The following is a 25,399-nucleotide window of genomic DNA, read 5'->3' on the forward strand; positions in this document are numbered from 1 at the left end:
AATCAGATTCCTGGAAGGAGCCCTTCACGGCACGTCAGCCGCCGGTGAGGACGCCGATCTCGGCCGGGGCGGGGGCGTTCACGGTGACCGGGGAGTTCCAGTCCGTGTAGTGCGCCTTGACCGTGGCGACGCCGGTCTGCCCGGTGGCCTGCATGACCGGCGTCAGGTCCAGGACCAGCTGCATCGGCCGGTGCTGCGGGTCCAGCCAGAGGTCGAACGGGACCGTCTTGCCGCGGTCGCCGAGCCGGGTCAGCGCTTCGGCGGGCAGGCCGCCGGGCAGTTCCGAGCCGAGTTTCCCCAGGTCGACGGTCAGGTGATAGTGCTCGGCCGAGGCTCCGTCGAGGGTGGTTTGCTCGCTGGACGCCACGGTTCCCGCCGCGCGGACCTGCGCCAGGGTGCGCGCCGGATCGTTCTGCTCGGCCAGTTGCGCCAGGCTGCCGCCCAGCACCTGCGAGAGCGGATCGGTGCCGTCCGGCGACACCTTCACCCACGCTTTGTGGTCACTGACCTGGTCTCGCGCGCTTTCCGGCACCTTCGCGTACAGCGTCTTGTCCACCAGGCGCAGTTCGATCGGCTCGCCGACGTAGTCCGTCGTCATCGAGAGCGACGTTCCTGCGGGGTCGAATTTCGCCTGGCCCTGGCCGTGGGACACGAGGGTGCCGGTGGTGACGTCAGCGGTGAACTTCGCGGTGTGCCCGGCCAAGGTCGCGGCCGAAGCGGCGTCCGCGAGCGCGCGGGCGTCGGTGAAGCGCTGCGGTTCCGGGGTGCTGGAACAACCCGCCGAGGCGATCGCCAGCAGCGCGGCGACACCCGCCACGGCCGTCCTGCGCATCCGAAAACCCTCTCTGACCGGCCGTAAGGTGCCTCAAGCCAAGCACAACGGGCGGGTCCGCCCCGTTCGGGGGAACGCGTGCTACCGGCAGTAGCGCACAAAAAACGGGCCCCGAGCCGGAGCGGCTCGGGGCCCGCGAAGAGCGGCGGGGTCAGCGCCCCATCTTCTTCATGAGCTCGCCGAAGTCGGTGACCTGGTCGGCGGGCGGCGCGGTCACGTCGACCGGCTTGCCCCAGTCGCTGTACTTGACGTCGATCTTGCCGCCGGCCGCGGCCGCGGCGGGCGAGCCGGTCGAGGCGCCGAGCTGCTTCATCATTTCCGTCTGGTCCATGGTGATCTGCACCGGAAGCTGGTCCTTGTCGATCCAGATTTCGGCCGGGATCTGGATGCTCTTGCCCTCGAGCATCTTCTTCATCTGGGTCTTCACTTCTTCGGGCATGCCCTTGGCGTAGGTCTCCATGGACTTGCTGACGTCCAGCTCCACCTTGTAGTGGTTGACCTTCTCGCCGTTCAGGTCGACCTGGTCGGCCGAGACGATCCGGCCCGCCTTCGAGACCTGGTCGAGGATCTGGGTCGGGTCGCTCTGCTGCGTCGACTGCGACATCATCTTGCTGAACGACTGCGACATCGGGTCGGTGGCGTCCGGCGAGATCTTCAGCCACGGCTTGTCGCTGCCGAACTGCTTGGACTGCGAGGCCGGGACCTTCATGTAGAGGGTCTTGTCGACGTAGCGCATTTCGGTGGGGCCCTGCGGGCTGTCCATCGTCATGGCCATGGCCGAGTTCTCGCCGTCGAAGCGCATCGAGCCTTCGGCCTTCTGGCCCATCATTTCCATCGTCATCTTCGCCGACTTGGCCTTCTCCGTGCCCTGCTTGGCCGCGTCGGCCAGCTTCAGCGCGTCGCTGAACGGCGACGCCAGGCCGGACCCGCCGTCCTTGGACTGCCCGGCCGGGGACGCGGTGCCGTTCTCGGCGCTCGAGCCGCAGCCCGTCAGCACCAGCGCCAGCGCCGCACCTGCGGCGACAGCGAACGTCGTGGTCTTGCGCATGGTTCTCCCCCTAGGAAGGAATCGGTCTTTCACCTGCGTTGCCGCCGGCTGCCTTCGCGGCCGCGTCCTTGCGGTCCGGCGCGCGGGGCGACTCCGCGAGGTTGCTTCTGAGACGCCGTCCGGCGGGAAAAGGTTCCCTCCGCCGGAGAGGTTTTTCCGGTTTACCTTATCCGCCCAGGTTGTCCACCAGATCCGCGGCCGGGGCCGCGACCTCGACCGGAGTGCCCCAGCGGCGGTACTGGACGGTCAGCACCGAGCCGGTCAGATCGGGGTCGAACCGGGCCATGGGCCGTTCGTCCAGGACGACCTTGACCGGTCGCTGATAGTCGTCGAGCCACAGGTCGAGCGGGATCCGCACCCCCTTCCCGGACAAGCGCGTCCGGATCCGGTACTGCGATTCGTCGGAGATGAATCCGATCAGATGGTCCGCGACACGCTCGAAATCGAGCCGCACGCGGTAGTGCGTGAGCTTGCGGCCGTCGAGTTCGACTGGCTCGGACCCGGTCAGTTCGCCGCCTCGGACGAGCTGGTCGACGGTGCGCAGCGGGTCGGTCTGCTCGGCGGTTTGCTCCGCGAGCTTCCAGAACGCCCTGGAGTACAGGTCGGCGGCGAGTGGGAAGACCCGGATCCACCGAGTGCCGGAGTCGGCCTGTGCGGTGGGCGGTTTGACGAAGACCGTCTCGCTGGCCATGCGCAGTTCGGCCCCGTTGGTCATGCGCAGGTCGACCGCGGTGTGCGGGCCGTTGTAGAGAAGGCCGACCTCGACGTCGGCCGTTCCTTTGCCGCTCTCTTCGGACATGGTCAGCCGCACCGTGCCGGTCTTCCCGAGGCTCTGGCGGACAGCCGCGGCGAGCGACCCGAGATCGGTGAACGGGCCCGCCGTCGATGGCGCGGGCGCGCCGCACCCAGCCAGCGCGAGCGCGGCGCAAACGGCCGCGGCGCCAACGCGGAGCCGCATGGATATCCCCCTGGACTTGGAAGCTGTCGCACTCCGTATCGGCGGCCGACGCCAGGGGTTACGCCGTTCAGGTCACGATTCGGTGCGGATGTCCCCGCCGCCCGAACGCGACACCAGGAGCCTGCGCAGCGACGCCAGCCGTTCCGCTCCGGCGTTTCCGTCGGCGACCACGTCGTCCAGCGCGCAGTCCGGGTCCTCGGGCGGGCCGAGGTGGCCGCAGTTCGGCGGGCATTCCTCGGCGGCCGCGGCGAATTCCTCGAAGGCGTTCACGATGTCGTCCGCGGTCACGTGCGCGAGCCCGAACGACCGGACGCCGGGGGTGTCGACCACCCAGCCGCCGCCCGCCAGCGGCAGCGCCACCGCGGCGACCGAGGTGTGCCGTCCCTTGCCGACCGAGCTGACGTCGCCGGTCGCCAGTTCGGCGGCGGGCACCAGGCGGTTGACCAATGTCGACTTGCCGACTCCGGAGTGTCCGACGAGGGCGGTGATCCGGCCGGCGAGGCGTTCGCGCAGGCCCTCGGGCTCCTCGTCGTGCCGGGTGACGATGGCCGGGACGTCGAGCCCCGCGTAGCCGGCGAGCAGCGAATCCGGGCTGGCGAGGTCGGCTTTCGTCAGGCACAGCACGGGTTCCAGGCCGCCCGCGTAGCACGCGACGAGGCAGCGGTCGATGAATCCGGGCCGGGGAAGGGGATCGGCCAGCGAGGTGACGATCAGCAGCTGCGCGGCGTTGGCGACGACCACCCGTTCGTACGGGTCGGTGTCGTCGGCGGTGCGGCGCAGCACGCTGGTGCGCTCGTCGACGCGGACGATCCGGGCGAGCGTGTCCGGCCGTCCGGACACATCGCCGACCAGCGCGACCATGTCCCCGACGACCACCGAGACCCGACCCATTTCGCGGGCTCGCATGGCCATCACGACGCGATCCGGATCGGCGTCGACCGCGCACGTCCAGCGGCCGCGGTCCTTGCCGATCACCATCGCGGTGACCGCGTCGGCGTGCTCGGGCCTGCGCTTGCTGCGTGGCCTGGTGCCCTTGCCGGGACGCACCCGCACGTCGGATTCGTCCAGCCGCCTCCAGTCGCCTCGCCCCAAGCCGCCCACGTCCTCCCGGTCGCCCTTTGCCTGGTCGAATGATCCCATGCCGGTCGCGCCGGGCCCGGTTTGCGTGCGACGATGGCGTTCGAGGCACCCCGAGGAGGTTGGCATGTGCGGCCGTTACGCCGCGACGAAAGACCCGGCGAAGCTGGTCGAGGAGTTCGCCGCGGTCGACCTGACCGAGGGCCGGGCGCGAGTGGACCACAACGTCGCGCCGACCAAGAACGTCGTGACCGTGGTGCAGCGGCACCCCCGCGACGCCGAGGGGCTCGTTCTCGAGGACGAACCGGCGGAGCGCTCGCTGCGGATCATGCGGTGGGGCCTGGTTCCGTTCTGGGCCAAGGATCCTTCGGCGGGTTCGCGGATGATCAACACGCGTGCGGAAACCGCGAAGGAGAAGCCCGCGTTCAAGCGCGCGCTGGCGTCGCGGCGCTGCCTGGTTCCCGCCGACGGCTGGTTCGAGTGGCGGCGCACGGGCAAGGAGAAGGAGCCGTTCTACATGACGGATCCCTCCGGGAAATCGCTCGCTTTCGGCGGAATCTGGGAAAGCTGGCGGCCGAAGGACGACGCGGACGCCGAACCGCTGATCACCTTCTCGATCCTGACGACGGACGCCGCGGGGCAGCTCACCGACGTCCACCACCGGATGCCGCTGATCGTGCCGCACGAGAACTGGGCGGGCTGGCTCGACCCGGACCGGTCCGAAGTGGACGAACTGATGGTGCCGACGTCGCCCTCGGTCGTCGAATCGCTGGAGCTGCGGCCGGTGTCGAGCCTGGTGAACAACGTCCGCAACAACGGCCCGGAACTCTTGCGGCGCACGGAAACCGAACAGTCCGTCGACTCGCTGTTCGACCTGTCATGACCACGCTCGAGATCGACACCGAGCACGGGGTCGCGCGAGCCGAGCTGCATTGCGCGCCCGACGGCGACGCGGTGCTCCTGCTCGGCCACGGCGCGGGCGGCGGCATCGGGGCGAAGGACCTCGTCGCGGTAGCTCGCGCGGCCACCAAGGTCGGAGTGCACGTGGCGCTGGTGGAACAGCCGTACCGCGTGGCAGGGCGGCGCGCGCCCGCTCCGGCGAAGCAACTGGACACGGCGTGGCTCACGGTGGCGGACGAGGTGTCCGCCCGTTTCGACGATTTGCCGCTGATCTTCGGCGGCCGCTCGTCGGGTGCGCGAGTGGCCTGCCGGACGGCTTCGGCCGGGCAGGCGGTCGCGGTGCTGTGCTTGGCGTTCCCGGAGCATCCGCCGGGGAAGCCGGAGAAGTCGCGGCAAGCGGAACTGGACGCGGTCGAGGTGCCCGCGCTGGTGATCCAGGGGGAGCGCGATCCGTTCGGCCGTCCGGAACCCGCGCCGCACCACGAGATCGTCGTAGTGGCGGGAGACCACGCCCTGTCGAGCGACCTGGACGCGCTCGCCCGCGCGGCGGCGGAGTGGCTGGTAAGGATCGTCCGGCCGCATTCGTGACGGCGGCGCTCCTTCAGACAGCGATCTGTCAGCGTTCCGAAAGCGGTGTGGTTTTCGCTGTCCGTACGGCCGCACGCGGGGGCGGCCGACGGACGAAGGGGGCAGGTCGTGCCGGACGGGTATTCGGTGGACCTCGAAGGGTTCAAACAATCGCTGACTGATCATCTGGACCCGGCGGTCGAGCATTTCGCCGCCGGCGCCGACGCGGTGCGCCCGCTCCGCGACCTCGACATGGCCGGCCTGCTCGGTGCCGACCAGGCTGGTCTCAACGTGGCCTTCGCGGTGCGGGCGACCGGCGTGCACAAGCTGATCTCGCAGTCCCAGGACCAGCTGCGGGATTCGCTGCGCGGACTGGACGACGCATTGTGGGAGGCGTACCGCGTCTATTCGAGCACCGAGCAGGCGCACACCGACCGGCTGCACGGAATCGGCAAGGGCTGAGGGGGAGCGATGGCCAACGTCGATCCGAGCGTCTTCGCCGGCCTGGCACCGGAATTCCTGGCAGACCGGAAGCTGCTGGCAGACGTCGCCAACTGGGCGGACCTGTGCACCGCGCCACGGGGAGCGCCGGTTCAGCATCCGGAATCCGGAATCAACAACCACGTCCTGGACGATTCGCGGCAGTGGCCAGACCGTTCCAAGATCATGCAGGACAACCGGCCGGCCAACCTGCCGATGCCGGACACGACGATCAACCATTTCTTCTACCACGCCCGGGTGCTGTCACAGCCCCAGCTGGACAAATTCGAGGATCCGCACCGGCTGCTCGGCGATCTGCTGGTGAACCTCACCGTGAACCTGACCAACCAGCCGGGCGACGTGCACGATCCGCAGAGTCCGGCCCGGCAGGCGAGCGGCGGGCAGATGGGCCTGCACGACGCGCTGGACCATCTCTTCGACAACTGGTCGGGGGCGGCAAAGGACAAGTGCCTTGACTACGCCGGGTCGATCTACGATTTCCTGCAGCACGAGCAGGTGATCGTCGCGGAGGCGGCCGATGCGCTGCTGGCGTACTGCAGCGTGCTCGTCGGAGCGCGGAAGAAGCTGGTCAACCTCATGCGCGGGTTCGTCTCGGCGATGCAGAAGCGGGAAGCAGAGGATGTTTCCGAGGACCAGGCCTTCCCGTGGGGGATCGTCGCGGCCGCGGTCGTCGCGGTGGCGAGCGGCGGCTTCGGGCTGGCCGCGCTGCCGGCGGCGGCCGCGACGGCGGAGATCGTCAACGCGGTCGCCCAGCCGGTTTTGGGGTTGGCCGGGAACGTCGCGGACAAGATGCTGAGCAGCGGGGGCACCAACAGCGTGACCTCGGCCGATTACGAGGCCGCCGCCCGGCAGTACTTCCACGACGCCGACGCGATCATCGAGGATGTCCGGAAGGGGATCACGCAGATCGCGCAGTCGTACGGAGACATGGAATCCCGATATCTCCCGCCGCCGGCTCCGCCGCTGACGAAAGCCGAGTTCGACGCGAATCACCGCGAATTGGAGCCGGAAGCGCGCTGATCACCGCGCCGCCGACCCGGCCCGCACGTCGGCCAGCTCCCGGAAATGGCGCCGGTAGTCGACTGCGATGGTCGGGTTGGCGGCGACCAGTCCGTCGAGTTCCCGTTGCAAGGCACGGGCTCGATCGTGCTGACCCAGCAGGTAGCAGGCGCGGGTCAGGTCGCAGAGCACGCCGCCTTCCAGCGCGGTCGAGCCGAGTTCCCTGGCGATCCGCAGGGCTGCCCCGAGGCTGTGTTCGGCCTCGGGGCACCGGCCCATCCCGAGCAGCGCACGGCCGTGTCCGTGCCGGGCTTCGCCGGTTTCCCAACCCGCCCCCACTTCCTCGCAGATCGCCAGCGCTTGTTCGGCGTGCGTCAGCGCTTCCGCCGGCCGGTCCAGGATGAGCAGGATGTCGCTGAGCACTCCGTTCGCGGCCGCGACGTTGATCGGATTGCCGGAGCGAGGCGCCAACTCCAGAGCGCGGTAGCCGGCATCGAGCGCTTCCTCGTTGCGGTCCAGCACGGTGTACGCCGAAGCGAGGTTGAACAAGCACATCATCTCGCCGTCCACTGAGGACAATGCGCGCCAGGCCGAAAGCGCCTGCTCGTATTCCGCGACGGCTCGGTCCGCTTCGCCCATGCCGAGCAGAGCCAGCCCCAGGCCGTTGCGCATCCACGCTTCGCCGACGCGATCGTCCGAGCGCAGGGCTGCGGCGAGGCCGGTTCGATGCGTTCGGACGAACAGGGTGCACTCTCCGCACATCAGGAACACGTGCGCCATCGTCCGGGCGATCTGCCAGGACTGGCGGTCCAGCCCCGTTTCGTACGCCTGCTGGACGGCCCAGATCAGGTTGGTTTGCTGGGACAGCACCCAGTCGGCGGACGCGTCGGCGCTCGAAAACCGTTCGACCGCCGGGCCGTCCGCGCCTTCCGCTTCGGTGTAGGGCCGGGACGCGTCGAAGGCGTTGACCGCGGACGCGGCGTACCAGTCCACCAGGCGGGCGGTCGCGGTTTCGTCTTTCTCGGCGGTCAGGCTGACCGCGTAGTCGCGCAGGAGGTCGTGCAGATCCCAGCGGTCTGGGTGGCGTTGCTCGGCGAGGTGCGCGGCGGTGAGCTGGTGGAGGAGGCGGCGGGCTTCGTGGACGTCCACCGCGGCGAGCGCGGCGGCCGAGCGCGCCGATACGCCGCCGACCGGATGCAGCCCGAGCAGCCGGAACAGCCGGGCGACCGGTGCAGGGAGCGCAGCGTAGGAATAGGCGAAGAGAGCGGCGAGGTTGCTGTCGTCGCCGTCGTCGAGATCGAAACCGCGCAGGACGGCGTCTTCGTCGAATTCCGCGACGACTGCTTCGAGGGAGCGGCCGGCCTGCCGGTTGACCCGCTCGCCGAGGATCCGGATGGCCAGCGGCAGCCCGGCGCACAGTTCGAGCGCGCGCACCCACGCCGCGGATTCGGGCTGGATGTCCGCGAGCGAGGTTCTGAGCAGTTCGCCGCCGTCGCTCGGGGCGAAGCGCTGGACGGTGATCGGGCGCGCTCCGTGCCGGGTGATCAGGCCGCCGAGCCGGCGTCGGCTGGTGACCAGCGTCAGGCAGCTGGCACCGGGCAGCAACGGCTGTACCTGCGCGGTGTCCCACGCGTCGTCGAGCACGAGCAGATACCGGCGGTCGGCGGTGCGGGACCGCCACAGGGCGGCACGTTCCGCCGGGCCTGCCGGGACTTCCTCGCCGGAGACTCCGATCGCCCAGAGCAACCGGGCCAGCAGCGCGTCCGGGCTCGCCGGCCCGCCCGGCGAGAACCCGGCCAGTTCCAGGAAGAGCTGGCCGTCCGGGAAATCGGCGGCGACCTGGTGGGCGAAGCGGACCGCGAGCGCGGACTTGCCGACGCCCGCGGTGCCTTCGAGCAGCACCACGCCGGACGGCACCCCGTGCAGCTCGGCCAATTCGCTGGTACGCGCGGTGAACCCGGCGACGTCAGCGGGCAGCTGCCGAGGCACCGGCGACGGCGTGGCATGCGGCCGGTGGTCGAGCGCCGGGTCGGCGGTGATGATCGCCTGGCGCACCTCGCGCAGGCCGGGGCCGGGCCGCAGCCCCAGTTCCTCGTCGAGGACAGCGCGGATGCGGTCGAACGCTGCCAGCGCGTCCGCCTGGCGTCCGGCGCGGTACAAGGCGATCATCAGCTGCTCGTGCACGCGTTCGCGCAAGGGGTGTTCGGCGGCTGATTCAGTCAGGACCGGGATCAGCTGCCGGTGCTGGCCCAGTGCCAACATTGCGTCCGCGCGGGCTTCCCGCACTGCTTGCGCTTCTTCGCGCAATGCGGGCACCACGTCCCGGCGCAGTACTTCGGATTCCACATTGGACAGTGGCTCGCCGGACCATTCGGCGAGCGCGGTTTCAAACGCGGCGACGGCCTCGGCGTGCGCACCGCGCTCGGCAGCTGCCCAGCCGCGAGCGGCAGCCGAACGAAACCGGGTCAGGTCGACGGCGTTCTCGGGAACGTCCAGGCGGTAGCCGCCCAGCCCGGTCCGCAGCACATCTGCGGTGCTGAGCATGCGGCGCAGGCGGGAGACGTAGGTATGGACGGACGCGCGGGCGTTGCGCGGCCCGTCGCCGTCCCAGAGCCAGCGCGTCAGCTGTGCGACGCCGACTTCCTGCCCGGGATGAGTCAGCAGCCCGGCAAGCACTACCAGCGGACGCTCGCCCTCGGTGGGCAGCGTGATGCCGTCCTCGACCGCCCGCACCGGTCCCAGCACCTGAAACGTCAGTTCCATGCTCTGCAGTATCGCCGGGGAACAGAGCGAAAACAGCCCCTTGGCGATACTCGCGGCAATCCGGATTTCCTTCGTGAACACCCGGCAAGACTGTTGGCCGTGGATGGCTGCAATTCGGACGTTGTCCCAGCTCAGAGCGAGATCTTTCGGGTTGTCCACAGCTGGGCGGGTCGGTGGGCAACTGTGCGGGTTCTGTGTCGCCAGACCGCTTCACCGTCGAGGTCGCCGGTAATGTCGGTCGCGGGAGCACTGGAAGACGATAAGCAGATCAGCGCGGTCGTCGGCGTCGAACGTCCGGCAGGGTGCGCCGAACATACCGAGGTTCGCGACAGCGGCCACGGCCGCCGGAGCGCGAAGCCGTCCGCTCCGGCGGCCGGCGGCAGCTCGATGGCGCGACGGTCATCGCGTGGGCGGCGTCCATCCGGTCGTGCGTGCGTGGTGACGATGGCGGAGGTCGCTTCGCCTGGATTCGGGTGGCTCCGAACACGGCCGAGCTGATGGCCAGGACGTGCTCGGCGTCGAAGAATCAAGTCGCGCGGCCATGATCGACGGCACAGCCGGGCGGTCGCGCTTTCCCGCACCTCGTCGAAGCTGGTGCGGAGCTGCTCGCCCGGTTCCGTGAACAGGTGCGAGAGGCGATCGAGCACCTCGCTTCGCGACTGGCCGGCACTGGTGCGGCGCGCGGAAACCGAGCCGCCCGTCAGGCAGGCGGTCGCCGTGCTGTGCCTGGCTTTTCCGGAGCATCCGCCGGGGAAGCCGGAGAAGTCGCGGCAAGCCGAACTGGACGCGGTCGAGGTGCCCGCGCTGGTGATCCAGGGGAGCGGGACCCGTTCGGGAGGCCTTCGGCGGCTCCGCATCACGAGGTCGTCATGGTGGCGGAGGACCACACGCTGGCGAGCGATTTGGACGCGGTGGCGCGGGCTGCCGGAGGAGCGGCTGAGGCGGGTTGTCCGGCCGCATCTGTGACGACGCTGGCTGTGGATAGTTTGAGAGCTCGTTTCCGCTGTTCAGGGCTCTTTCTGTGGAGTTGTCCACAACCTGGCCAGCCTGTGGGCAACTGGTGCGGAGACCGGTTCCGGGGCGCTTGTGCCGGGTAGGGTGGGCAGCGACGTCAGGTTGTGAGGTGCCAATCTTCGGCGATGCGCATGATCGCGGGCGCGTCCGGGCAGTGGGGCGACCAGCCCGGGGCGCCGTTCGTGACGTAGGCGACCCACGCCGCGTGGGTGCGCGCAGCCAGCGCGGGATCCGGTCGTGCTGTGCCGAGCAGTCCGGATGGTCCGTAGAGGCTGGGCAGCGCGGCGTGGTCGAACACGAACGGCAGTTCGGCGCAATGGCACGCACCCAGCGGGTGGTCCGGGCTGGGCGGGGGCCAGGCGAACTCGTAGACGTGGGTGGGGTTTCCGGCCCTGCTGTGCGCGTCCGCGAGGAGTCGGTTGCTCGCTTGGTACGCCTCGGTCATCAGGCGCGCGGCCAGGTCGCCGGGGGACGCGCCGGGGTGCCGTGCCCGGGCGCGGGCGATCGCTGCGGCGGGGTCTGGGAACCGGCGGGCCGCCGCGGCCTGGAGTCCGGTGTCGTCGAGGTTCGCGGTGTAGAGGTTCGCCTCGTTGGCGTTGGTGCCGATCAGGAGGCTGACCGGGGCCGTGTTCCCGGACGCGGGTTGGGTCGGCAGGGTCTCCTCGTCCAGGACTGGTTTGTACGGGCTGTTGCCCAGTGACGTATCGCGGAATTCGGCGATCGCCGCCCCGGGCATCGCGGCGGGTGCGGCGACCAGTCGCTCGTCGGGAAGCTCGCTCAGCGCGGCTGCGGTGGGTGCCACGCCAAGCGCGTCGGCTGTGGCGCGCGTGATCAGGTCGGCTTTCTCGACCGGGAAAGCGCATTCGCCGCTGCCGCTCTGGCTGATCGCCCGGCGGAACAAGCCCGCAGCCCCGGGGGTGACGAGCAGGGCGGAGACCAGCATGGCCCCGGCAGACTGTCCGGCCACCGTGACGTTGCCCGGGTCGCCGCCGAACGTCGCGATGTTCTCGGCGACCCAGCGCAGTGCCGCGAGCGCGTCGAGCAGGCCGCGGTTGGCTGGGGCGTCCGGGAGCCGCAACCATCCGGCGACCCCCAGGCGGTACTGCACCGTGACCAGGACGACGCCGTCCCGGGCGAAGGTGTCGCCGTCGTAGAGCTCGGTCTGCCCGGTGCCCGCGGTGAATCCGCCGCCGTGGAAGAAGACCAGCACCGGCAGGCCCGCGTTGGCCGGGTCGGGGGTGCTGACCGTGACCGATAGGTAGTCGGCACCGGGAATCCAGCCGGAACCCAGTACTGGCGTCAGGTCGACCCCGCCGAAATCACGCCGGGCGGCCGGTGCGGTCGGGCCTGGTCGGGTGGCATCGCGTACGCCGTCCCAACGTGGTGCGGGGGCGGGTGCCTGGAACCGCGCGGCACCGGACATCGGTGCGGCGTAAGGAATCGCGCGAAACGTGTGCACCCCGTTCCGCACGGTGCCGCGGACTCGTCCGGCGGCAACGGAAACCACGGTCATGCGTCGGACCCCCATCGATTAACCGCGAACTTCGCACCGTCCCGGACGATTTCCACGGCCGGCCCGGCTCCGACGTGCGCGGGGAAAACCAGGGCGCGGTCGTCGGCGGCCTGGCCGAGCAACCGGTGCCGGGTGGCCGCGGCGCGGGCCGGGTCCTCGCAGAAGCAGCTGCTGAGGCCGGGTTCGGCGAATTGCAGCGGGTGGTGCAGCAGGTCGCCGACGAACAGCGCCCGGTCGGTGCCCGAGCGCACGGTCAGCACGCACGATCCAGGCGTGTGCCCGGGCGCCGGTTCGAGCCGGAGGGCGCCGTCGATGTCGCAGCCGTCCTCCCACAACCGCGCCTGTCCACTGTGGACCACCGGGGCGACGCTGTCGGCGAAGACGTTTTCGTTCGCCCGCGCCAGTTTCGGCCGGTGCGGCCCGGACGGGTCCCAGAAGTCGTGATCGGCGCGCGGCAGCAAGTAGGTCGCGTTCGGGAACGTCGGACGCCATTCGCCGTTGTCGAGCCGGGTGTTCCAGCCGACGTGGTCGGCGTGCAGATGCGTGTTCACGACGAAGTCGACCTCTTCGGGCACGACGCCCGCCGCGGCCAGCCGGTCGAGGAACCCGGTGTGCAACTGGTGAAACGCCGGGGTGCCGGGCCGCTCCTTGCCGTCGCCGGCCCCGGTGTCGACCAGGATCGTGGCGCCCCCGCTGCGCAGCACCCACGTCTGCACGCAGGTGCGCAGCAGCCCGGACTCGCGGTCCCAGGAGTCCGGCGGAAGCCCGGATTCGTGCGCTCGCCACGTGTCCTGCGCGAGGCCGGGGAACATCGCTTCGGGCGGCCGGGTGGTTCCTTCGTACTCGACGACGCGCGTCGCGGCCACCGAGCCCAAGGCGATCGTGTCGGTCATGCGGTCACTTCTCCGTCCGAGACAAGCTCGTTAGGCCGTTTTCCTACATAAAGATTCCATGGTGTGCCGTATTCCGGCAACCAGTAGTGACATTCGCCTGATTCAGTCATGATCTGGCTTGGGTAAGCTGCGCCTGCCCGAACCTGAAGGAGGCGCCCGGTGGCCGACGACGGCGTGCTGGACGACATCGATCTCGATCTGGTCGCCGCGCTGCAGCACGCGCCCCGTGCGCCCTTTGACGTGCTGGCTCGTGTCCTGGACAGCTCGGCGCGCACGGTCGGGCGGCGTTACGGCCGAATGCTGGACGACGGCCTGCTGCGCGTCATCTGCGAGGTCGACTGGTCGCTGCTCGCCGAGGGGCCGCCCGCGCACGTGTGGCTTGGTGCCGAGCCTGGCCGGGCTCGCGAGGTGGCGGAGGCGCTGGCGCGGCGCGACGACACCACACATGTCGCGCTCGCCTCGGGTCGCGGTGAGGTTTACGCCGTCGTCCACGGGATGACCCGCGGCGCCACGGCCCGCGCGCTGGTCGACGAGATCCCCGCCGTGCCCGGCATCCGCTCGGTGCGCGCGGAGTCGGTGTTGCGCAGGCTCACCAGTTCCGCGGCGTGGCGGTTGCGCAGGCTGACGAGCGAGCAAGAAGAGGCGCTCGCAACGCACGCCGGGGCGGCGGCGGAGGAATCCGGCACCGAACTCGGCGCGCTCGAACGCGAAGTCGCGGCAGTCCTGCGCGACGACGCGCGGACGCCGTATTCGGATGTCGCTCGCGTGCTCGACATCTCCGAGTCCCGGGCTCGCCGCGTCGCGACCGCGATGTTCGGCTCCGGGATGCTGCGGCCTCGCGTCGAGATCGAACCAGGCAAGCTCGGCTACCGGGTCGAGGCCGTCCTCGGCATCTCATGCCCGCCGGCCGTGACGACCCGGGTCGGCGCCGCGATCGCCGCGCACCCGGCGACCCGGTTCCTCGCGCTCACCGCGGCGTCGTCCACCTTCGTCTGCGACGGCGTCTTCCGCGGCGAAGACGAGCTGGCCGACTTCGTCAGCGGCGGTTTCCCCGGCAGCGACGACGTCACCGCCGTCGAGTGCACCCTCCAGCTGGAGGTGCTGAAACGCTATTGGCGAGCGCCAGCTGCGTGACCGGAGTCCGTGCCAGGGTGGAGTCCATGACTGCCAACGACTACGACACGTTCGGCGAGGCCTACGCGATCGAAACCGAGCACAGTCTCATCAACGCCTACTACACGCGCCCCGCGATTCTTGACCTCGCCGGCGACGTGGCAGGCCGGAAGATCCTCGACGCGGGCTGCGGGGCCGGACCGCTGGCAGCTTCGCTGCGGGAACGCGGCGCGCAGGTGAGCGGCTTCGATTTCAGCGCCACCATGGTCGAGCTCGCCCGGAAAAGACTCGGCGCGGACGCGGACCTCCGGGTCGCCGACATCAGCCAGCCGCTGCCGTACGCCGACCAGCAGTTCGACGACGTCATCGCGGCCTTGGTGCTGCACTATCTGGAGGACTGGACCGCCCCGCTGGCCGAGCTGCGCCGGATCATCCGGCCCGGCGGACGGCTGATCCTGGCCGTCAACCACCCGGTTCTCTACAAATTCGTCCACCCCGAGGGCAATTACTTCGCCGTCGAACGATGGTCCGAGGAGTACACCTTCAACGGGCAAAAGGGCATCCTCGAGTACTGGCACCGTCCGCTGCACGCGATGACCGACGACTTCGCCAAAGCCGGTTTCCGCATCTCAGTGGTCAGCGAGCCGTATCCGGCCGAGGGGGCGAAGGAGAAGTTCCCCGAGGAAATGCAGGGCAAGGAAGCTTTCCTCTGCTTCCTGTTCTTCGTCCTCGAAGTACCCGAAGCCGCTTAACCCGCCGCGATCCCGGCCACGACCGCGCCGGTCAGCCGGACCAGTTCGGCCGGGTCCAGTTCCACCTCGAGACCGCGCCGGCCGCCGGAGCAGAACATCGTCGGGTGGTCCAGTGCCGAGCCGTCCAGGACCACGGGCAGGCGGCTCCGGTGGCCGAGCGGCGAGATCCCGCCGAGCACGTATCCGGTGGCCCGCTGGGCCGCGGCCGGGTCGGCCATTTTCGCCTTTTTGCCCCCGGCCGCCGCGGCGAGCGCCTTCAGGTCCAGCTGGCCGGTGACCGGCACCACGCCGACGACCAGTTTCCCGTCCACGTCCGCGACCAGCGTTTTGAACACCCGGCCGGGCTCGAGGCCCAGCGCTTCCACCGCCTCCAGGCCGAACGACTCCGCCCGGGGATCGTGGTCGTAGGTGTGCACGGTGTGCGCCACCTTCTGCTTCTGCAGCAGCGCCGTCGCCGGAGTGCCCTTGCCCGCCATGGCGGCGAGTCTACGAAACAGCTCGGGAATGCCTGGTCGGCACACTCTGTTGAAGACAGCGTGACCACCACGCTCGCCACCCCCCGCCCCGCAAGGAGCCGTCCCGGGACCGGCTTTCCGAATCCCCGCGTAAACTCGGTGCTGCCGTATGCGCAGACGCGCATCGACGCCGAACGGGAAGGGAACGGTTTGCCGAGCACCCCCAACTCCGCGCCGGAGACGGCGGCCGACGAACTGGAGCTCGCCGAGCGCTTCGAGCGCGACGCGATGCCCCTGCTCGACCAGCTATACGCGGCCGCGATGCGGATGACCCGCAACCCGTCCGACGCCGAGGACCTGGTCCAGGAAACCTACCTGAAGGCGTACGCGGCGTTCGCGTCCTTCAAGGCGGGCACGAACCTCAAGGCGTGGATGTACCGCATCCTCACCAACACCTACATCAACGGCTACCGCAAGCGTCAGCGGCAGCCGGTGCAGCAGCCGACGGACGAGATCAGCGACTGGCAGATCGCCCGTGCGGAAAGCCACACCTCGAGCGGCCTTCGCTCGGCCGAGGTCGAGGCGATGGACAACCTGCCGGACACCGACGTCAAGGCCGCCTTGCAGAAGCTGCCCGAGGAGTTCCGGCTCGCGGTCTACCTCGCCGACGTCGAGGGCTTCGCGTACAAGGAGATCGCCGAGATCATGGACACTCCGATCGGCACCGTGATGTCCAGGCTGCACCGCGGCCGCGCCCAGCTGCGCGACCTGCTGGCCGACGTCGCGCGCGAGCGCGGCTTCATCCGGGGCAACCGCGAGGAGGTGGCGAAACGATGAGCTCGGAAGACGTGCCCGCGGAGAAGATGCCCTGCGAGGACGCGCTCGCGGAGATCTACCTGCTGCTGGACCGCGAATGCAGTCCGGAGCGGGACGCGGAACTGCGCAGGCACATCGAGGACTGCCCGCCGTGCCTCGAGGAGTACGGCATCGACGAGCAGATCAAGCACCTGCTGGCCCGCAAATGCGGCGGCGACCTCGCCCCGGCGGAGCTGAAGAGCAGGTTGCGCGCCTCCATCCGGCAGACCGTCGCCACGCAGGGCGGCGTCACCGTGGAGCGCACCGAGATCACCGTGGAGCAGCGCACCAGCCGCGACTGACCACACGACAACGGCCCCCGTACCGATCCGGTGCGGGGGCCGTGTCACGTCCGGGCGCGGACTCAGGCGTTGGGCTTCTTGCCGTGGTTGGCGCCGTTCTTCTTGCGGTCGCGACGCTTGCGGGCGCGCTTCGACATGTTCTCTCCTCGGGTGTCCGCTGCATGTCCCGGGGCGGGGTTCGACACACCGGCCGGAACGGGTCAACCGTTCCAGTGTGTCATGCGGCCGCTGAGCTCCTCGGCGGCACCCGCGCCTACGCTCTGGTTGGATGAACTCAGGAGGTGCGCAGGCATGAACGAACACACCGCATTCGAGGGCGGCCGGTAGCCGTGTCGACCCTTTCCGACCTGCTCGCCGAGAACACCGGCCTCCCCGGCGAAGCGGCCGACCACCTGCAGACCGTCGTCGCGGAGTGGCAGCTGCTCGCCGACCTTTCGTTCGCCGACTTCCTGCTCTGGGTCCCGGTTTCCGCCGAGCACCAGCCCGACGGCGGCGATTTCGTGTGCGTCGCGCACGCCCGGCCGACCACCGCGCCCACCGCGCATCCCGAGGACGTCGTCGGCACCCGGTTCACCGTGGACGAGCACCCGCAGCTGGCCAAGGCCATGCGCGAGGTCAAGATCTGCCGCGAGGAAGACCCGCACTGGTACCGCGACCTGCCGATGCGCCGCGAAGCGGTGCCGGTGAGCTTCGGCGGCGAGGTGATCGCCGTGCTGAGCCGCGAGACCAACCTCGCCGCGCCGCGCGTGCCGAGCCCGCTGGAGATCGCGTACCTCGGCAGCGCGGGCGATCTGTGCCAGATGATCGTGGACGGCACCTTCCCGCCCGCCGGCGGCAACCAGACCGACACGCACACCAGCCCGCGCGTCGGCGACGGTCTCGTCCGGCTCGACCAGGCGGGCACGGTCGTGTTCGCCAGCCCCAACGGCCTGTCCGCCTACCACCGGATGGGCCACGAATCCGACCTCGTCGGGCAGCGGCTGGCCCCGCTCACCCGGTCGCTGATCCGCGACCCGTTCGACGCCACCGAGGTGTCGCACCGGATCATCGAGGCCCTCGACGGCAAGCCGTCCACCCGCACCGAGGCCGACTCGAAGCGCGGCGCGGTAGTGCTGTTCCGTGCGCTGCCGTTGCGCCCGGCCGGGCAGCCCGCGGGTGCGTTGGTGCTGGTCCGCGACGTCACCGAGGTCAAGCGCCGCGACCGCGCGCTGATGTCGAAGGACGCCACGATCCGCGAGATCCACCACCGGGTGAAGAACAACCTGCAGACCGTCGCCGCGCTGCTGCGGCTCCAGTCGCGGCGCACCACGAGCGAGGAGGCCCGGCTGGCGCTGGGCGAATCGGTGCGGCGGGTGTCGTCGATCGCGATGGTGCACGAGGCGCTGTCGATTTCCGTCGACGAACGCGTGGACCTGGACAAACTGCTCGACAACGTGCTCCCGATGGTCGGCGAGGTCGCCACCGCGGAATCGAAGGTCGGGATGACCCGCAAGGGCTCGTTCGGCGTGGTCGTGGCCGAGATCGCGACGCCGCTGGTGATGGTGCTCGCCGAACTCGTGCAGAACGCGATCGAGCACGCGTTCCCGCAGGGCAGGCCGGGCAAGGTCGAGCTGATCGTGGAGCGGTCGGCACGCTGGCTGGACATCCTGATCCGCGACAACGGCCGCGGCCTGCCGTCCGGGTTCTCGCTGGAGCGCAGCGACGGGCTCGGACTGCAGATCGTGCGGACGCTGGTGGAATCGGAGCTGCGCGGGTCGCTTTCGCTGCGCCAGGTCCGCACGGACGAGGCGGGCAACCGGGTGCCGGGCACCGAGGCGGCGCTGCGGATTCCGTTGTCGCGGCGGCTCTAGAAAACCCGGCGACAGCCCGCACGCGCCGGATTATTGTCCGGCGCATGCCAGCCCTCGAGTGGCGTCCGCTCACGAAAGCGGACGCCCAGTCCTCGGCCGATCTGCTCAACGCCATCGAAACGGCCGACCGGATCGGCGAGAACTACACCGCCGACGACACTCTCCAAGAGCTGATCGACCCGTTCTCCGATCTCGAACGCGCGAGCCTCGCCGCGTTCGACGGCGACCGGATGGTCGGCTACGTGAAGACCCGGTACAAGCAGCATCCCGAGGAAATCCACCGGGTCTTCCTCGACGGCGGGGTCCATCCGGACTATCGCCGCCAGGGGATCGGCACCAGGCTGGTGGAAGCCGGGATCGCCGGGGCGAAGGCGGTGCACGAACTGCACCATCCGACGCTGAAGCTCGCCGTCGACATCCACAAGGCCGAGCACATCGCCGGGACGAAAGAACTCTTTGCCGCACAAGGTTTTTCGCCCGCCCGCTGGTTCCAGCGCATGGAACATCCACTCGGGACGGTCGGCGAAGGGCCGCTCCCGGACGGATTCCAAGCGGAACAGTGGACCCGGGACCTCGACGAGGAGTTCCGGCTCGTCCGCAACGAGTCCTTTTCAGACCACTGGGGCGCGACCCCGGTGAACACGGACGCGTGGCAGAACAAGTTCACCAACCACACTCTCCAGCCCGAGATCAGTTTTCTGCTGCGGGACAAGGCAACCGGCGCTCCGGTGAGTCTCGTGCTGACCCTGTCCTGGGCAGCCGACACCGAAGCGACCGGAATTCGCGACGCGCACTTCATGGTGATCGGCACCATTCCCGGCTACCGGAACCGAAGACTGGCCAGCGCGGCCATCGCGCACGCGTTACGGGCCGCCGCGGAGCACGGGTACGACCAAGCCAGCCTCACCGTGGACACGGCGAGCGCGGCCGGGGCACCCGGAGTTTTCGAGCGCGCCGGGTTCACGCCGAAGATGCGTTACGTGCGCTGGGCACGCGAAGCCTGAGTGTCCACATCGGACCCCAGACGCGGTGAAGGGCCGGTACCAGTGAAGCTCGGCGGTACCGGCCCGTTCAACGTTCCGCGGGAGGACTTGGATAGTCCTTGGCGAGGCGGCACCCGGATGCGGGGTGGCCGACCTCGGTTGTTACGCTCGAACCGGGTATATGTCGCCATGTGCGGCACGGGCACGCGAATGCCCGCCGGGCGAAAGTCCGGTCCGAGGTGGTGCTTGCGATTTTGGGTGCTGCAGCTGAGTCGAAAAGACTCAGGCGGTGGTACGCGTGCCGATGTGCGTACGGCGGCGCTTGAGCGCGCGTCGCTCGTCTTCGCTCATTCCGCCCCAGACGCCTGCGTCCTGGCCGCTGGCCAGAGCCCAGGCCAGGCAGTCGGAAGCCGCGGGGCAGCGGTGGCACACGGCCTTCGCCTCGGAGACCTGCAACAGAGCCGGACCGCTGGTTCCCACCGGGAAGAACAGCTCGGGGTCCTCGTCTCGGCAGGCCGCGTCGTGGCGCCAGTCCATGTTCGTGAGCTCCTTCACAGTGACGCGGGAGGGCCGCGCCACAGTAGTGGCGGTCGTGTTTTTGGGTGCTTGTGAATGCTTTCACGAAGCACCGCGTTCGACAAGGGTTTCGACAAGATCGGTGAGTCAGCTCACCCGGCCGAGCTATGCCTCTGACCTGCGGTTTCGTTCTGAAAAGCTCCGCTCGCCGGAAGGCCGGTGCGGTGAACGGAGGGTTTGCGTCGCCGAGCGGCAGAACGCACTTTGCCGCGGGCGATCAGTGGTCGCTCGGCTACCCGACTACGGTGAGTGCATCCGGAACGCTCTGAAACTCGACCCGGGTGCGTTGTCCGACGAGGTCCCCGTCGACCTGGAAGTTGACCGGTTCAGCTGCGTCGATGCGGATCAGAGGCACATCGTCGCGACGGAGCAGACGGCGGCCGTGCTGATCGCTCTCCGTGAGCAGAGCTTGCCGTACATGCGTGAACACGGTGGGCAATCGCAGACCGTTCAACGCGAACAGGCCCAATCCGGTCTCGAACGAGCAGCCGGAGTTGAGGTGGACCGGACGTTCCCCGAGGTAAGTCCACGGATCGGTGTTCGACACGAATGCGGTCACCGCCTCGGCCGGTTCCTCGCCCGGGATCCGGACGGTCAGCGCCGGCCGCCCGAGCGGAGGGCGGAAGTAGGAGCGCACCGCGGCCCGCAGATAGAGGCTCGCGCTGGTTTGCTTGCCGCGCCGTTTCGCGACGCGGCCGACGACGTCGGCGTCCCAGCCGAGGCCCGCGTTGAAGGTGAACCAGTGCCCGTCGGCCAGCCCGAGGCCGATCCGCCGGGTCCGTTCGGTCTCCAGCGCGTTGAGCAGCTGGTGGGTCGCCTCGACCGGATCGGCGGGAAGGCCGACCGCGCGGGCGAACACGTTGGCGGAGCCGCCCGGGACGACGCCGAGCATCGGGACGGACCCGGAGCGTCCGGGAGCGCCCGCGGTATCGGCGAGGAGACCGTTGACGACCTCATTGACCGTGCCGTCGCCGCCGTGGGCCACGACCAGGTCGAAACCGTCGCGGGCCGCCGAACGGGCCACCGCGAGCGCGTGCCCGCGGTAGTCGGTTTCGACGACGTCGAGCTTCACCTGGCTGGCCAGCGCGTGCGCCAGCACGTCCCGGCCACCCGCGGTGGTCGAGGTGGCCTGGGGGTTCACGACGAGGATGGCGCGCACTACCGCAGGGTAAGTGCTTTCCGCCCGGCGGACGTACCTCCAGCGCCACATGGTGACGCGAAGCTCAGCCGCTCGCGCGCGCCGTCCCGGCTCGGTGACCTGTGGCGACCCTGTGGCGGGCGGTCCTCCTCTGCAGACGGCGAAAACTCCGCGCGTCGTGACAAGTGCACCCGGGCCGACCGCCCGCTCATCGACGACTACCCCGATTTTCTCCGCGGCCGCCGCCCCGGAAAACGGCCGACCGGGTGGCATACGATCAGTAGTGCTCACGCACGGTGACCCGCGCTGGTCGGGTGGCTGTGCCCGGCGAAGCTTCCCGCAAAGTCCCGCCCCAGCAGCTGAAAGGGCCGCGCCCGTGTCGCATCCCGAGAACCCGCCGCCCACCCCGTTCGAGGTCCGCCTCGCGGGCGTCCTGACCGGAGTGCCCGGGATCGGCCTGCTGGTCTTCGGCGTGGTGCTGCTGGTGCACGGGCTGCAGAACCCGCCGATCCCGGGCAACAACGTGTGGGCCGAGTTCGGCACGTACGCGGTGCTGGCGGTGGTCTTCCTCGCCGCCTCGGTCGGACTGCTGCTGGGCCAGACGTGGGCGCGTTCGCCCGGCGTCGTCGTGGCGCTGCTGCTGATCGGGGTCGGCTGGTACCTGCTCGGACCGTCCGGGCAGCCGCTGTGGGGCGTCCCGATCGGCCTGTGCGGGCTGGCGGCGCTGGTGCTGCTGTTCCGCCGCCCGTCGCGGGCGTGGGCGCTCGGAATGCACGACGACGAGACCGAGGAAGAAGCCGCCGAGCGCGGCGGTCTCGCGGGGCGGCGGGCCGAGCGGGAGCGGCACGAACAGGACTGAACGACAGTGACGTCACGTCATGGCGGACAGGTGACGCGGCGGCACTGGTAGCGGCACCCCTCAGCCGATGGAATCGGGACTGCGCAACCGAATTCATCCGAATTCCGAAGAGGGGAACCCATGAGGAGACTGCGTCTCGTCGTGACCAGCACCGCGGTGGCGGGCGGGCTGCTTGCCGGGGCATTGCCCGCGGCCGCGGACGCCGCCGCGATCCCGGCCCGCTACGCCGGGCAGGCGCTGGACTGGCACGCCTGCGCGCCGGGCGAGCTGGCCGACCTGCCACCGGGCACCGACATCTCGGGCCTCGAATGCTCCGCCTACCGCACGCCCCGGGACTGGGACCGTCCGGCCGACGGGCAGTACCTGACCATCGCGATCAGCAGGCTCAAATCCACCGGGGCCACGACGGCGTCGGTGCTCACCAACCCGGGCGGTCCCGGCGGCGCCGGCCGCTGGTTCCCGGCGATGCTGCGCGGCCAGGGCAAACTGCGCGAGCACCAGGAGATCATCGGCATCGACACCCGCGGCACCGGCCGCAGCACCAACGTCACCTGCGGCGGCGCGGCCGACACCGGAGCCGATCTCGACCCGCGCGATCGCGATCCGCGCAATCTGAACCAGATCGTCGACGCGGTCCGGTATGTCGCGACCGCCTGCCATCGGGCCTCGGGCGAGCTGGGGTCGCTGATCAGCACCTTCCAGAACGTCCGGGACCTCGACCTGCTGCGCACCCTGCTCGGCCGCGACCGGATCAACTGGATCGGGTACTCGGCGGGCACCTGGCTCGGCGCGCACTACGCCCAGCAGTTCCCGCAGCACACCGGCCGGTTCGTGCTCGATTCCTCGACCCAGTTCACCGGCTCCTGGCAGCAGTCGTTCGACTTCCAGCCGGCCGGTTACGAACGCCGCTGGCGGCAGGACTTCCTGCCGTGGCTGGCCCGCTACGACGCCAAGTACCACTTCGGCACGACCGGCGAGGCGGCCCGGCAAACCTATGAAAGCGTCCGGTACGCGCTGACCCGCGAGCCGGTCGAGGTGAACGGCACGAAGCTCGGCGCGGTCGCGCTGGACTCCTTCATCGTCGGCGCGCTCAAGGCCAAGAGCCAGTTCCCGACGATCGCGACCGTGCTGGTCCGGGTCAAAACACTGACCGACGCGCGGTCTTCGGCGCAGGTCAAGGACGACGCTCGCGCGGCGCTCGGGAAGACGTTGTCGGAGGCGAAGAACACGAGTCCGATGGGCGGTGCGGTTCAGACCGGTGCGGACGACGCGATGGTGTCGACGTTGATCACGACGCTGTGCAACGACGGGCCGTGGAAGGGCAACCGGCAGTCGCTGATCCGCCGGTCGCAGGAGTACCTCGACCAGGGCGTGACTGTGCACAGTTCGTTGTGGATGGGGCTCCAGGTCTGTGCCTTCTGGCCCGGGCAGCCGCGGCCGATGCCGGTGCTGAACGGGAAAGGCGTGCCGCCGGTGGTGATCGTCCAGTCCGAACACGACCCGGCCACGCCGATCGAAGGTGCCCGGAAGGCGCACGCCGCGTTCCAGAACTCGCGGATGCTGACCGTCACCGGGGAAGGCGACCACGGGATCTACGGAATTGGCGGGAACAAGGCGGTGGACAAGGTGGTCGACGACTACCTGGTCGACGGGGTGGTGCCGCGGGACCAGAGCCTGCCGGGGCTGCCGTTGCCGACGCCGTAAAAGCTCGTGCGCGCCTAAGCCGGTTCTCACCGGCCTAGGCGCGCACGAGTCTCACGCCTCTTTGGCCAGCACCTGCAACGGTTCGTCAGTCAGCCGGTACACCGACCATTCGTCCTGCGGCAGCGCACCCAGCGCCCGGTAGAACCCGACCGCCGGGTTCCAGTTCAGCACCGACCACTCCAGCCGGTGGTAGCCCTTGTCCACGCATTCCGCGGCCAGCGTCGCCAGCAGCACCTTGCCGAGGCCCGAACCGCGTTGTTCCTCGCGTACGTACAGGTCTTCCAGATAGATCCCGTGCGTGCCGCGCCAGGTCGAGAAGTTCAAGAACCACAAGGTGAATCCGGCGATCTCGCCGTCCACTTCGGCCACGTGGCCGAACAGCGCCGGGGCCTCGCCGAACAGCGCGCCGTGCAGCTGCTCGGCGGTGAGACGACACTCCTGCGGGGCGCGTTCGTACTCGGCCAGTGCGTAGACGAGCTCCACGACGGCGTCGACGTCTTCCGGCCGGATCCGCCGTACGCGGGGGTCGGTCACTTCATCCCTCCAACGCGGGCAGCAGGTTCAGGTGTTCGATCTGCGGTTCGCCGCGCTCGTCGCCGAGCACCGCGAGACCGGCCGGGTCCAGTCCGAAGTGGACACCCGAGGTGCCGGGAAGGCCGAGCCAGCGCGCGACGAGCACGCGGCTGAAGTGCCCGTGCCCGACCAGGACGACGTCGCCGTTCTCGATTTCGCGCCGGGCGCGGTCGAGCACCTTGTCCGCGCGGGCCTGCACGTCGTCCGCGCTTTCGCCGCCGGGGACGGGATGGGTCCAGACGGTCCAGTCCGGAACCGTCTCGCGGATCGTCGGCGTGGTGACGCCTTCGTAGTCGCCGTAGTCCCATTCGGCCAGGTCTTCGGTGACCTCGTCCACGCGCAGGCCGGCGAGTTCCGCCGTGCGCAGCGCGCGGCCGCGCGGGCTGGAAAGCACCAGCCCGGGTCCGCCGAGCAGGGTCCGCAGGGTGCCGCCCGCCGCGCGCGCCTGGTCCTCGCCCGCCGGGGTCAGCGGGATGTCGGTGCGCCCGGTGTGCTTGCCGTTCGACGACCATTCGGTCTGGCCGTGCCGGAGAAGAAAGAGCCGATGTGCCACGCGGCCGAATATAGCCGGGGCGGGTTTGCCCGGCAGGTTCGTCGTGTGTAAGGCTACTGGTGAGTAACTTCACCTGGGAGGTGCCGATGGGTACGCCGTCGACGTACGGGCTGTGGCGCAAACTGGCCGCGAAACCGGGCGGCAAGCAGCTGTTTTCCGCCGCGATGTGCCTCCGGGTGCCCTACTTCGGCACCGTGCTGCCCAGCATCCGGGAGATCCGTCCCGGCCACTGTTCGGTGACCGCGCCGAAGTGGTGGGGTGTCCACAACCACATCCGGACCTTCCACGCGATCGCCGCCTGCAACCTCGCCGAGATCGCGATGGGCATGCTGGCCGAGGCCACCGTCCCGGCCACGCACCGGTGGCTGCCCAAGGGCATGGAAGTGAGGTACGTCGCGAAGGCCGAAACCGGGTTGCGGGCGATCGCCGAATTGCCGGAGATCCCCGAGTTCGGCGACAAGGGATTCGATCTTCCCGTTCCGGTGCGGATCGTGGACGCGCGCGGGACCGAGGTCGTCACCGCGACGATCACGGTGTGGGTCACGCCCCGGAAAGCCGCCTGACCGGCGAAAGCTGGACCTCCCGTTACCCCGGCCGAGTGAAACTTAACACCGTTTACTG

Annotated in this window: 26 protein-coding genes and 1 pseudogene; 14 read left to right on the forward strand and 13 right to left on the reverse strand. The window is 69.7% G+C overall.

Annotated features, from left to right (window positions below; genetic code table 11):
* Positions 1-34 precede the first annotated feature (34 nt).
* From WA670_RS08710 to rsgA, 4 genes are all read right to left on the reverse strand, one after another.
* Positions 35-832 carry a hypothetical protein gene (locus WA670_RS08710; protein WP_336157364.1) on the reverse strand — a complete coding sequence of 266 codons (798 nt, stop codon included), beginning with the start codon at positions 830-832 and terminating at the stop codon, positions 35-37.
* A 151-nt stretch (positions 833-983) separates the two neighbouring features.
* Positions 984-1,880 carry a hypothetical protein gene (locus tag WA670_RS08715; protein ID WP_037816559.1) on the reverse strand — a complete coding sequence of 299 codons (897 nt, stop codon included), beginning with the start codon at positions 1,878-1,880 and terminating at the stop codon, positions 984-986.
* A 166-nt stretch (positions 1,881-2,046) separates the two neighbouring features.
* Positions 2,047-2,838 (reverse strand): hypothetical protein, encoded by a 792-nt coding sequence (locus WA670_RS08720; RefSeq protein WP_134728089.1) that lies wholly within the window; start codon positions 2,836-2,838, stop codon positions 2,047-2,049.
* A 72-nt stretch (positions 2,839-2,910) separates the two neighbouring features.
* Complete coding sequence (gene rsgA / locus WA670_RS08725) at positions 2,911-3,930, reverse strand: ribosome small subunit-dependent GTPase A (protein ID WP_037816845.1); 1,020 nt, start codon at positions 3,928-3,930, stop codon at positions 2,911-2,913.
* A 112-nt stretch (positions 3,931-4,042) separates the two neighbouring features.
* On the opposite strand from rsgA, the gene WA670_RS08730 reads away from it, so the two are divergent.
* From WA670_RS08730 to WA670_RS08745, 4 genes are all read left to right on the forward strand, one after another.
* Entirely contained in the window at positions 4,043-4,798 is a 756-nt protein-coding gene (locus WA670_RS08730; RefSeq protein ID WP_043832896.1) for an SOS response-associated peptidase, read from the forward strand.
* On the forward strand, positions 4,795-5,403 hold the full coding sequence (locus WA670_RS08735; protein WP_134728090.1) for an alpha/beta hydrolase family protein: 609 nt from the start codon (positions 4,795-4,797) through the stop codon (positions 5,401-5,403). Before WA670_RS08730 ends, WA670_RS08735 begins: the two co-directional genes overlap by 4 nt.
* Positions 5,404-5,511: 108 nt before the next feature.
* Positions 5,512-5,844, forward strand: coding sequence for a hypothetical protein (locus tag WA670_RS08740; protein WP_037816550.1), 333 nt, complete (start codon positions 5,512-5,514; stop codon positions 5,842-5,844).
* A 9-nt stretch (positions 5,845-5,853) separates the two neighbouring features.
* Positions 5,854-6,903 carry a hypothetical protein gene (locus WA670_RS08745; protein ID WP_037816548.1) on the forward strand — a complete coding sequence of 350 codons (1,050 nt, stop codon included), beginning with the start codon at positions 5,854-5,856 and terminating at the stop codon, positions 6,901-6,903.
* Here the strand turns inward: WA670_RS08745 and WA670_RS08750 are convergent, their stop codons facing one another.
* Positions 6,904-9,645 carry an AfsR/SARP family transcriptional regulator gene (locus WA670_RS08750; RefSeq protein ID WP_134728091.1) on the reverse strand — a complete coding sequence of 914 codons (2,742 nt, stop codon included), beginning with the start codon at positions 9,643-9,645 and terminating at the stop codon, positions 6,904-6,906.
* Between the two features lie 705 nt (positions 9,646-10,350).
* On the opposite strand from WA670_RS08750, the pseudogene WA670_RS08755 reads away from it, so the two are divergent.
* Positions 10,351-10,611: pseudogene (locus tag WA670_RS08755) on the forward strand (alpha/beta family hydrolase); the annotation flags it as partial.
* A gap of 145 nt (positions 10,612-10,756) precedes the next feature.
* Here the strand turns inward: WA670_RS08755 and WA670_RS08760 are convergent.
* Positions 10,757-12,172: a carboxylesterase/lipase family protein gene (locus WA670_RS08760; protein ID WP_205673067.1), complete on the reverse strand. Its 1,416-nt coding sequence runs from the start codon at positions 12,170-12,172 to the stop codon at positions 10,757-10,759.
* Positions 12,169-13,065 carry an MBL fold metallo-hydrolase gene (locus WA670_RS08765; RefSeq protein ID WP_336157370.1) on the reverse strand — a complete coding sequence of 299 codons (897 nt, stop codon included), beginning with the start codon at positions 13,063-13,065 and terminating at the stop codon, positions 12,169-12,171. Before WA670_RS08765 ends, WA670_RS08760 begins: the two co-directional genes overlap by 4 nt.
* 159 nt (positions 13,066-13,224) lie before the next feature.
* Between WA670_RS08765 and WA670_RS08770 the strand changes: the two genes are divergently transcribed.
* Together WA670_RS08770 and WA670_RS08775 are read left to right on the forward strand one after the other, a co-directional pair.
* Positions 13,225-14,199, forward strand: coding sequence for an Lrp/AsnC family transcriptional regulator (locus tag WA670_RS08770; RefSeq protein WP_336157372.1), 975 nt, complete (start codon positions 13,225-13,227; stop codon positions 14,197-14,199).
* 26 nt (positions 14,200-14,225) lie between these two features.
* Positions 14,226-14,930: a class I SAM-dependent methyltransferase gene (locus WA670_RS08775; RefSeq protein ID WP_336157375.1), complete on the forward strand. Its 705-nt coding sequence runs from the start codon at positions 14,226-14,228 to the stop codon at positions 14,928-14,930.
* Here the strand turns inward: WA670_RS08775 and ybaK are convergent.
* Positions 14,927-15,406, reverse strand: coding sequence for a Cys-tRNA(Pro) deacylase (ybaK, locus tag WA670_RS08780; protein ID WP_037816530.1), 480 nt, complete (start codon positions 15,404-15,406; stop codon positions 14,927-14,929). The two genes, WA670_RS08775 and ybaK, sit on opposite strands and share 4 nt — an antisense overlap.
* Positions 15,407-15,595: 189 nt before the next feature.
* Between ybaK and WA670_RS08785 the strand changes: the two genes are divergently transcribed.
* Both WA670_RS08785 and rsrA read left to right on the forward strand, forming a co-directional pair.
* The gene (locus WA670_RS08785; protein ID WP_037355674.1) at positions 15,596-16,222 is read left to right on the forward strand and encodes a sigma-70 family RNA polymerase sigma factor; all 627 of its coding nucleotides are present in this window, start codon (positions 15,596-15,598) and stop codon (positions 16,220-16,222) included.
* Complete coding sequence (gene rsrA, locus WA670_RS08790) at positions 16,219-16,542, forward strand: mycothiol system anti-sigma-R factor (RefSeq protein WP_037816528.1); 324 nt, start codon at positions 16,219-16,221, stop codon at positions 16,540-16,542. The genes WA670_RS08785 and rsrA overlap by 4 nt, the downstream gene beginning before the upstream one ends.
* A gap of 62 nt (positions 16,543-16,604) precedes the next feature.
* Here the strand turns inward: rsrA and WA670_RS45175 are convergent, their stop codons facing one another.
* On the reverse strand, positions 16,605-16,679 hold the full coding sequence (locus tag WA670_RS45175) for a 50S ribosomal protein bL37 (protein WP_098515123.1): 75 nt from the start codon (positions 16,677-16,679) through the stop codon (positions 16,605-16,607).
* 192 nt (positions 16,680-16,871) lie between these two features.
* On the opposite strand from WA670_RS45175, the gene WA670_RS08795 reads away from it, so the two are divergent.
* Together WA670_RS08795 and WA670_RS08800 are read left to right on the forward strand one after the other, a co-directional pair.
* Entirely contained in the window at positions 16,872-18,392 is a 1,521-nt protein-coding gene (locus WA670_RS08795; RefSeq protein WP_009082952.1) for a sensor histidine kinase, read from the forward strand.
* Positions 18,393-18,436: 44 nt separating this feature from the next.
* Positions 18,437-19,396, forward strand: a complete 960-nt coding sequence (locus WA670_RS08800; RefSeq protein ID WP_336157380.1) for a GNAT family N-acetyltransferase — start codon at positions 18,437-18,439, stop codon at positions 19,394-19,396.
* Between the two features lie 261 nt (positions 19,397-19,657).
* Here the strand turns inward: WA670_RS08800 and WA670_RS08805 are convergent, their stop codons facing one another.
* Complete coding sequence (locus WA670_RS08805) at positions 19,658-19,912, reverse strand: WhiB family transcriptional regulator (RefSeq protein ID WP_009082948.1); 255 nt, start codon at positions 19,910-19,912, stop codon at positions 19,658-19,660.
* A 271-nt stretch (positions 19,913-20,183) separates the two neighbouring features.
* Positions 20,184-21,110, reverse strand: coding sequence for a diacylglycerol/lipid kinase family protein (locus WA670_RS08810; RefSeq protein WP_037816524.1), 927 nt, complete (start codon positions 21,108-21,110; stop codon positions 20,184-20,186).
* Positions 21,111-21,465: 355 nt separating this feature from the next.
* On the opposite strand from WA670_RS08810, the gene WA670_RS08815 reads away from it, so the two are divergent.
* Both WA670_RS08815 and WA670_RS08820 read left to right on the forward strand, forming a co-directional pair.
* Positions 21,466-21,948, forward strand: a complete 483-nt coding sequence (locus WA670_RS08815; RefSeq protein ID WP_037816520.1) for a hypothetical protein — start codon at positions 21,466-21,468, stop codon at positions 21,946-21,948.
* 120 nt (positions 21,949-22,068) lie between these two features.
* The gene (locus tag WA670_RS08820; RefSeq protein ID WP_336157384.1) at positions 22,069-23,652 is read left to right on the forward strand and encodes an alpha/beta hydrolase; all 1,584 of its coding nucleotides are present in this window, start codon (positions 22,069-22,071) and stop codon (positions 23,650-23,652) included.
* A gap of 51 nt (positions 23,653-23,703) precedes the next feature.
* Here the strand turns inward: WA670_RS08820 and WA670_RS08825 are convergent, their stop codons facing one another.
* Both WA670_RS08825 and WA670_RS08830 read right to left on the reverse strand, forming a co-directional pair.
* The gene (locus WA670_RS08825) at positions 23,704-24,186 is read right to left on the reverse strand and encodes a GNAT family N-acetyltransferase (protein WP_336157386.1); all 483 of its coding nucleotides are present in this window, start codon (positions 24,184-24,186) and stop codon (positions 23,704-23,706) included.
* 1 nt (position 24,187) lies between these two features.
* The gene (locus WA670_RS08830; protein ID WP_037816510.1) at positions 24,188-24,778 is read right to left on the reverse strand and encodes an acid phosphatase; all 591 of its coding nucleotides are present in this window, start codon (positions 24,776-24,778) and stop codon (positions 24,188-24,190) included.
* A gap of 86 nt (positions 24,779-24,864) precedes the next feature.
* On the opposite strand from WA670_RS08830, the gene WA670_RS08835 reads away from it, so the two are divergent.
* Positions 24,865-25,341: a hotdog fold domain-containing protein gene (locus tag WA670_RS08835; RefSeq protein ID WP_037816508.1), complete on the forward strand. Its 477-nt coding sequence runs from the start codon at positions 24,865-24,867 to the stop codon at positions 25,339-25,341.
* The last annotated feature ends 58 nt before the right edge of the window (positions 25,342-25,399 follow it).

Origin of the sequence: Amycolatopsis sp. VC5-11 (assembly GCF_037034185.1) — a bacterium.
Taxonomy (GTDB): domain Bacteria; phylum Actinomycetota; class Actinomycetes; order Mycobacteriales; family Pseudonocardiaceae; genus Amycolatopsis; species Amycolatopsis nivea.

Excerpts from the sequence above, each read along its gene's own strand:
- WA670_RS08750 (WP_134728091.1), bottom strand. The coding sequence starts at position 9,645 with ATGGAACTGACGTTTCAGGTGCTGGGACCGGTGCGGGCGGTCGAGGAC.
- ybaK (WP_037816530.1), bottom strand. The coding sequence starts at position 15,406 with ATGGCGGGCAAGGGCACTCCGGCGACGGCGCTGCTGCAGAAGCAGAAG.
- WA670_RS08805 (WP_009082948.1), bottom strand. The coding sequence starts at position 19,912 with ATGGACTGGCGCCACGACGCGGCCTGCCGAGACGAGGACCCCGAGCTG.
- WA670_RS08745 (WP_037816548.1), top strand. The coding sequence starts at position 5,854 with ATGGCCAACGTCGATCCGAGCGTCTTCGCCGGCCTGGCACCGGAATTC.
- WA670_RS08775 (WP_336157375.1), top strand. The coding sequence starts at position 14,226 with ATGACTGCCAACGACTACGACACGTTCGGCGAGGCCTACGCGATCGAA.
- rsrA (WP_037816528.1), top strand. The coding sequence starts at position 16,219 with ATGAGCTCGGAAGACGTGCCCGCGGAGAAGATGCCCTGCGAGGACGCG.
- WA670_RS08710 (WP_336157364.1), bottom strand. The coding sequence starts at position 832 with ATGCGCAGGACGGCCGTGGCGGGTGTCGCCGCGCTGCTGGCGATCGCC.
- WA670_RS08720 (WP_134728089.1), bottom strand. The coding sequence starts at position 2,838 with ATGCGGCTCCGCGTTGGCGCCGCGGCCGTTTGCGCCGCGCTCGCGCTG.
- WA670_RS08735 (WP_134728090.1), top strand. The coding sequence starts at position 4,795 with ATGACCACGCTCGAGATCGACACCGAGCACGGGGTCGCGCGAGCCGAG.
- WA670_RS08820 (WP_336157384.1), top strand. The coding sequence starts at position 22,069 with ATGAGGAGACTGCGTCTCGTCGTGACCAGCACCGCGGTGGCGGGCGGG.
- WA670_RS08800 (WP_336157380.1), top strand. The coding sequence starts at position 18,437 with ATGCCAGCCCTCGAGTGGCGTCCGCTCACGAAAGCGGACGCCCAGTCC.
- WA670_RS08835 (WP_037816508.1), top strand. The coding sequence starts at position 24,865 with ATGGGTACGCCGTCGACGTACGGGCTGTGGCGCAAACTGGCCGCGAAA.
- WA670_RS08760 (WP_205673067.1), bottom strand. The coding sequence starts at position 12,172 with ATGACCGTGGTTTCCGTTGCCGCCGGACGAGTCCGCGGCACCGTGCGG.
- WA670_RS08765 (WP_336157370.1), bottom strand. The coding sequence starts at position 13,065 with ATGACCGACACGATCGCCTTGGGCTCGGTGGCCGCGACGCGCGTCGTC.
- WA670_RS08715 (WP_037816559.1), bottom strand. The coding sequence starts at position 1,880 with ATGCGCAAGACCACGACGTTCGCTGTCGCCGCAGGTGCGGCGCTGGCG.
- WA670_RS08730 (WP_043832896.1), top strand. The coding sequence starts at position 4,043 with ATGTGCGGCCGTTACGCCGCGACGAAAGACCCGGCGAAGCTGGTCGAG.